Source organism: Phenylobacterium sp. (genome assembly GCF_041913825.1).
GTDB lineage: Bacteria > Pseudomonadota > Alphaproteobacteria > Caulobacterales > Caulobacteraceae > Phenylobacterium.
The window spans coordinates 55,724-62,671 of sequence record NZ_JAYSEO010000025.1 but is presented as its reverse complement, the minus strand read 5'-3'; the positions used below and the strand labels follow the sequence as shown (position 1 = coordinate 62,671).

5 protein-coding genes are annotated in these 6,948 nt (G+C 72.2%); 3 read left to right on the top strand and 2 right to left on the bottom strand.

Annotated elements, in window-relative coordinates; all coding sequences use genetic code 11:
- Positions 1–211: 211 nt before the first annotated feature.
- The 3 genes from ACE3Q8_RS18695 to ACE3Q8_RS18685 are packed head-to-tail and all read left to right on the top strand — an operon-like array spanning position 212 to position 4,706.
- Complete coding sequence (locus ACE3Q8_RS18695) at positions 212–1,804, top strand: carboxyl transferase domain-containing protein (protein WP_374471815.1); 1,593 nt, start codon at positions 212–214, stop codon at positions 1,802–1,804.
- Positions 1,805–1,806: 2 nt separating this feature from the next.
- On the top strand, positions 1,807–3,708 hold the full coding sequence (locus ACE3Q8_RS18690; protein WP_374471814.1) for a biotin carboxylase N-terminal domain-containing protein: 1,902 nt from the start codon (positions 1,807–1,809) through the stop codon (positions 3,706–3,708).
- The gene (locus tag ACE3Q8_RS18685) at positions 3,708–4,706 is read left to right on the top strand and encodes a proline iminopeptidase-family hydrolase (protein ID WP_374471813.1); all 999 of its coding nucleotides are present in this window, start codon (positions 3,708–3,710) and stop codon (positions 4,704–4,706) included. The genes ACE3Q8_RS18690 and ACE3Q8_RS18685 overlap by 1 nt, the downstream gene beginning before the upstream one ends.
- A 9-nt stretch (positions 4,707–4,715) precedes the next feature.
- Here ACE3Q8_RS18685 and ACE3Q8_RS18680 read toward each other — a convergent pair whose 3' ends face one another.
- Together ACE3Q8_RS18680 and ACE3Q8_RS18675 are read right to left on the bottom strand one after the other, a co-directional pair.
- Entirely contained in the window at positions 4,716–5,924 is a 1,209-nt protein-coding gene (locus ACE3Q8_RS18680) for a CoA transferase (RefSeq protein ID WP_374471812.1), read from the bottom strand.
- A 63-nt stretch (positions 5,925–5,987) separates the two neighbouring features.
- Entirely contained in the window at positions 5,988–6,917 is a 930-nt protein-coding gene (locus ACE3Q8_RS18675) for an aldo/keto reductase (protein ID WP_374471811.1), read from the bottom strand.
- Positions 6,918–6,948: the final 31 nt, after the last annotated feature.

Sequence of the window (6,948 nt, the reverse complement as noted above, 5' to 3'; positions counted from 1 at the left end):
GGGCGGACCCCCTTCCGGCCCTTCGGGCCACCTCCCCGAGGGGGGAGGAACTAGGAGCGCATGGGGTGAGGGTCAGATTATTCCAGATGGGAGAGGTTTGGAGGCAGGTTTCGCCTGGGCGGGAGGGGAACGGCTGCAAAACTTGGCCATTGAGAAACCGATGCCAGAAGAACTTGACCTACACCCCGAAAACACGGCCTAGCTCTTGCTCATGAGGAAGCTCCAGACCGCCGTCGATCCCGCTTCCGACGGCTTCGCCGCCAACGCCCGGGTCAACCGGGGACTGGTCGATGAACTGCGGGACCGCGCCGCCCGGGCCGCGCTCGGCGGATCCGAGGACAGCCGCAGGCGCCACGAGAGCCGCGGCAAGCTGCTCCCGCGTGACAGGGTGATGCGGCTGCTGGACCCCGGCTCGCCGTTCCTGGAGGTGGGCCAGCTCGCGGCTTTCGGCCTCTATAACGACGAGGCGCCGGCGGCCGGCGTGATCACCGGGATCGGACGCGTGTCCGGCCGCGAGGTGATGATCGTAGCCAACGACGCCACGGTGAAGGGCGGCGCCTATTTCCCGATGACGGTGAAGAAGCATCTCCGCGCCCAGGAGATCGCCATCCAGAACCGCCTGCCCTGCGTCTACCTGGTGGACTCGGGCGGCGCGAACCTGCCGCACCAGGCCGAGGTCTTCCCCGACCGCGACCACTTCGGACGGATCTTCTACAACCAGGCGCGGATGAGCGCCGCGGGCATCGCCCAGATCGCCTGCGTCATGGGCTCGTGCACCGCCGGCGGCGCCTATGTCCCGGCGATGAGCGACGAGACGGTGATCGTGCGCAACCAGGGCACCATCTTCCTGGGCGGCCCGCCGCTGGTGAAAGCGGCGACCGGCGAGGTGATCTCGGCGGAGGAGCTCGGCGGGGCCGAGACCCACGGGCGGCGTTCGGGCGTGGTGGACCACGTGGCCAACGACGACGAGCACGCGCTGGCCATCGTCCGCTCCATCGTCGCCAACCTGAACACCACCAAGCCCGGCGAGCTGGTGCTGGCCGAGGCCCGGCCGCCGGCCTACGACCCCGAGGAGCTGTACGGCATCGTGCCGACCGACGTGCGCGCGCCCTACGACGTGCACGAGGTGATCGCCCGCATCGTCGACGGCAGCCAGTTCGACGAGTTCAAGCCGCTCTACGGCACGACCCTCGTCACCGGCTTCGCGCGGATCTGGGGCTATCCGGTGGCCATCCTCGCCAACAACGGGGTGCTGTTCTCGGAGAGCGCGCTGAAGGGGGCGCACTTCATCGAGCTGGCCTGCAAGCGGAAGATCCCGCTGGTGTTCCTGCAGAACATCTCGGGCTTCATGGTCGGCGGGAAGTACGAGGCCGGCGGCATCGCCAAGGACGGGGCCAAGCTGGTCACCGCGGTGGCGAGCGCGGAGGTCCCCAAGTTCACCGTCCTGATCGGCGGCTCGTTCGGGGCCGGCAACTACGGCATGTGCGGCCGGGCCTATTCGCCGCGCTTCCTGTGGACCTGGCCGAACAGCCGGATCAGCGTCATGGGCGGCGAGCAGGCGGCGAGCGTGCTGGCCACCGTCCACCGCGACGCCGGCAAGTGGAGTCCGGACGAGGAAGAGGCCTTCAAGGCCCCGATCCGCCAGACCTACGAGGACGAGGGCAATCCCTATTTCGCCACCGCGCGGCTGTGGGACGACGGCATCATCGACCCGGCCCAGACCCGCGACGTGCTCGGCCTCTCCATCTCGGCGTCGCTGAACGCCCCGATCCCGGAGACGCGCTTCGGCGTGTTCAGGATGTGACCATGCCCCAGATCACCAGCATCCTCGTCGCCAACCGCGGCGAGATCGCGCGCCGGGTCTTCGCTACGGCGCGGCGAATGGGGATCGCCACGGTGGCGGTCTATTCCGAGGCTGACGCCCAGGCGCCGCACGTGCGCGACGCCGACCGCGCGGTCCTGATCGGGCCGGCGGTGGCGCGGGAGAGCTACCTCGTCCAGGAGCGGATCATCGCCGCGGCCATCGAGACGGGGGCGGACGCCATCCACCCGGGCTACGGCTTCCTCTCGGAGAACGCCGACTTCGCCGAGGCCGTGGCGGCGGCGGGGATCACCTGGATCGGGCCGCCGCCGGCGGCGATCCGGGCCATGGGCCTGAAGGACGCGGCCAAGGCGCTGATGCAGGAGGCGGGGGTGCCGGTGACGCCGGGCTACCTGGGCGAGGACCAGGACCCGGCCAACCTGGCCCGCGAGGCCGAGCGGATCGGCTATCCGGTGCTGATCAAGGCGGTGGCGGGCGGCGGCGGCAAGGGCATGCGCCGGGTGGAAGGCCCCGGCGACTTCGAGGCCGCGCTGACGTCGGCCAAGCGCGAGGCCGCCGCGGCGTTCGGGGACGACCGGGTGCTGCTGGAGACCTACGTCACCCGGCCGCGGCACATCGAGGTGCAGGTGTTCGGCGACAGCCACCGCAACGTCGTCCACCTGTTCGAGCGCGACTGCTCGCTGCAGCGCCGGCACCAGAAGGTGATCGAGGAGGCCCCGGCCCCCGGCATGACCGAGGCGGCCCGGGCCGCCGTGACCGCGGCCGCCGTGCGCGCGGCCCAGGCCGTGGGCTATGTGGGCGCGGGCACGGTGGAGTTCATCGCCGACGCCAGCCAGGGGCTCCGCCCCGACCGCATCTGGTTCATGGAGATGAACACCCGCCTGCAGGTGGAGCATCCGGTCACCGAGATGGTCACCGGCCAGGACCTGGTGGAGTGGCAGATCCGCGTGGCCCAGGGCGAGCGGCTGCCGCTGCTGCAGGACGAGATCACGCTGACCGGCCATGCGGTGGAGGCGCGGCTCTACGCCGAGAACCCGGCTGCAGGCTTCCTGCCGTCCACAGGCGACCTCGACCACTTCCGCCTGCCGCCGACCGTGCGGGCCGACGCCGGCGTCGAGGAGGGCGGGCGGATCACCCCCTTCTACGACCCGATGATCGCCAAGCTGATCGCCCACGCCGAGACCCGCGAGCAGGCGATCGCCGACCTCTGCGAGGCCTGCGACGGGGTGGAGGTGTGGCCGGTGAAGACCAACGCCGGCTTCCTGTCGCGCTGCCTGGAGGCGCCGGGCTTCATCGCCGGCGACATGGACACCGGCTTCATCGACCGCAACCTCGCCGAGCTGACCGGCGCGGCCGAGCCGACGCCGGCGGCGCTGGCCGCCGCCGCCGCCGCGGCGATGATCGCCGACGACAGCGGGATCATGGAGGAGCCGCCCTCGCCCTGGCGCGAGCTGGCCGGCTTCCGCCTGAACCGGGCGCCGGAGACGGCGGTGCGGCTGTTCCTGGACGGGACGCCCATCGTGGCCGCGGCGTCGGAAACGGAGACCGAGCCACGCTCGGTGCTGCTGGACGAGGACGGCCACATCGTCGTCTTCGAACAGGGCCAGGCCTTCGCCTTCGCGCCGTTCCCGCCGAGCGCCGAGGGGGCCGAGGGCGCCGGCGGCGACGGCCAGATCCGCTCGCCCATGCCCGGCAAGGTGACGGCGGTGTCCGTGAAGGCCGGCGACACGGTCGCCAAGGGCCAGCCGCTGCTGACGCTGGAGGCCATGAAGATGGAGCACGCCATGACCGCGCCGTTCGACGGCAGGGTCGAGACGCTCTCCGTCGAGGCCGGCGCCCAGGTGACCGAGGGCGCGGTGCTGGTGACGCTGGCGGCGGGCGACTGATGGCGCTCAGCCGCCGCAGCCTGCTGCTCGGACTGGCCGCCGCGGCCGCCGCGCGCCCGGTTTTCGCCCAGGACTGGAGACCGCCTGCGCCTGACCGCGAGCTGAAGGTCCCGGTGCGCGGCGGGAACATCTATGTGCGGGTGAACGGCGACCTGGCGGCGCCCGGGGCGCCGGTTGTGTTCGTGCACGGCGGCCCCGGCTCGAACCATGCGGGCTTCCTGCCGGCCCTGCGGCTGGCCGCGGAGCGGGGGGTGATCCTCTACGATCAACTGGATTCCGGCCTGTCGGACCAGCCGAACGATCCGGCCAACTGGACGGTGGAGCGGTTCGTCTCCGAGCTCGACGCCATCCGGGCGGCGCTCGGGCTGGGCGAACTGCACCTGGTGGGACATTCCTGGGGCTCGACCGTCGCCCTGGAGTACGCCGCGCGCCAGCCTGGGGGCCTGCGCAGCGTGACCCTGGGCAGCCCGCTGATCTCGACCCGAAGCTGGGAGCGCAGCACGACGGCCCAGCTCGCGAAGCTGCCGCCGGAGGTGCAGCGGGCGATCAACGCCCACGAGGCGGCCGGCACGACCGACAGCCCCAAGTACGCCGCCGCCATGGCGGTGTTCTACGGCCGCTACATGGATCGCGCGCCGGTGGCGCCGTACATCCGCGACTACGCCCGCGCGCGGGGGCTGCGGTCGAGCCCGCGCATCTACAACGGCATGTGGGGCCCGGGCGAGATCCGCGCGACGGGGCTGCTGAAGACCTACGACGGCGAGCCGCTGCTGCCGCGGGTCGGCGCCCCGGCCCTGGTGCTGACCGGCGAGTACGACGAGATGACCGCCGACGTGCTGCGGCCGCTGGTGGCGCGGATGCCGAACGCCCGGCTGGAGGTGGCGCCCGGCGCCGGCCACGGACTGCCGCGCACCCATGCGGACACCTACCTGGCGCTGCTTCGGCCCCACCTGGCGCGCAACGATCGGACGGCCGCGGCGCTGCGTCCGGCGGCGTAGGGCTCAGGCCTAGGCCACCACGCCCTGGTCGTGCAGGCGGGCGATCTCGGCCGAGGGCAGGCCGAGCACCTCGGACAGCACTTCGTCCGTATGCTGACCGAGAGCCGGCGCCGGCCGCACGGGGCCGCGCTGGTCCTGCGGGATGGAGCCCATGGCGCCGGGAGCCGGATAGCTCAGGCCGCTGGGATGGCGAACCGTCTCGAACAACGGATTGTCCTTGTACAGACGGGTGTCGCTGAGCGCCGCTTCCAGGGTCTGGTAGGCGCCCCAGGTGACGCCGCCGGCGTCGAAGGCGGGGGTGAGCTCGGCGGCGGTCTTCGCCGCGAAGGCGGCCTCGAACAGCGGGTAGAGCCGGGCCCGGTGGGTGAAGCGCAGCCCCTCGTCCGTGGCGAAGGAGACGCCGAGCTCGGCCTCCAGGGCGGCGACCTGCCCGCCGATGCCCAGGGCGTCGAGCGCCTTGGCCCACTGGCGCGGCGTGATGGCGAGCAGCATCAGCTTCTGACCGTCGCGGGTGGTGAAGTCGCGGCCGAAGGCGCCGAAGACGTCGTTGCCCATGCGCGGGCGCTGGTGGCCGGTCAGCAGGGTCTCGGCGGTGAAGCCGAGGTTGGCCATGGTGGCGGCGCCGATGTCGGACAGGGGCGCGCGGATCTCGCGGCCGCCCTGCCCCCGCGTGCGGGCCAGCAGGGCCGAGACGAGCGCGAAGGCGCAGTAGGCGCCCGTGAGCAGGTCCCAGGCGGCGAGCACGTGGTTGACGGGCCGCTCGTCGTCGGCCGGACCGGTCATCTGGGGCAGGCCGAGCGCGGCGTTGATGGTGTAGTCCATGCCCTGGGACCCGTCGGCCCAGCCCATGACACGGACGCAGACCAGGTCGTCGCGCAGCGCCCTCAGCCTGTCGTAGGCGAGGAAGCCGTCGGCGGGGAAGTTGGTGACGAAGAGGCCGGCGTCGTCGCCTGGGGCCGTGGCCAGGCGCTGGGCGAGCTCGCGGCCTTCGGCTCGGGAGAGGTCGAGGGCGACCGACTTCTTGCCCTTGTTCAGCCCCTCCCAGTAGAGGCTCGCGCCGTTCCCGGCGAGCGGCCAGCGGCGGAAGTCCGGCCCGCCGCCGATGTTGTCGAAGCGGATCACTTCGGCGCCCATCTGGGCGAGGTAGAGGCCGCAGGTGGGCGCGGCCACGAAGGCCGAGCCCTCCACCACGCGAAGGCCCTTCAGCAGCTCGTACATGCGCCTCTCCCCGAGTTTGGACCGGTGTGCCGGACGTGACGTGGCGTCGGCAAGGGCGCGCGCTCAGCTCGCCAGCCTGGTCACCTCGGCGACCTCGTCGGGGGTGAGGGCCCAGGCGGCGGCGGCGGCGTTGGCGCGGACCTGGTCGGGGGTGGTGGCGCCGGCGATCACCGAGGAGACCACCGGCTGGCCGAGGAGCCAGGCGAAGGCGAGCTCGAGGAGGGTGTGGCCGCGCGCCTCGGCCCAGGCCGTCAGCCGCTCCACGCGGTCGAAGTTGGCGTCGGTCATCGCCTGCTGGCCGCGCTGGCCCCAGGCGGCGAGGCGCGTGCCCTCCGGCGGGGGCTCGCCCCGGCGGTACTTGCCGGACAGCAGGCCGGACGCGAGCGGGAAGAACGGCAGGAAGCCCAGGCCGAAGTGCTCGCAGGCCGGCAGCACCTCGAAGGCCGACTTCCGCTCCAGCAGGGAATAGAGGTTCTGGGCCGAGACGAAGCGGCTCTGGCCGGCGGCGGTCCAGTCGGCGTCGGCGATCTGCCAGCCCGTATAGTTGGAGTTGCCGATGTAGCGGACCTTGCCCTGGGTCACGAGGTCGTCGAGGGCGCGCAGCGTCTCGTCAACCGGGGTGTCGGGGTCGGGCTGGTGGTGCTGGTAGAGATCGATCCAGTCGGTGCCCAGCCGGCGCAGGCTGTCCTCCACCGCCTGCATGATCCAGCGGCGCGAGCCGCCCTTCTTCCGCTCGTCGCCGCCGACCGCCATGCCGAACTTGGTGGCGACGATCACGTCGGCCCGGCGCTTGCCCAGCGCCTTGCCGAGGAACGCCTCCGACTTCGTGCCGCCGTAGATGTCGGCGGTGTCGAAGAAGGTGATCCCGGCGTCGATCGCGGCGTCGACCACGGCCTGGGTCTGGTCCTGGTCGATGCGCATGCCGAAGTTGTTGCAGCCCAGACCGACGGCGCTGACCTTCAGCCCCGAATTCCCCAGCCGACGAAGCTCCATGGTCCCTCTCCCTGCTTGCGGGGCGGGAGCC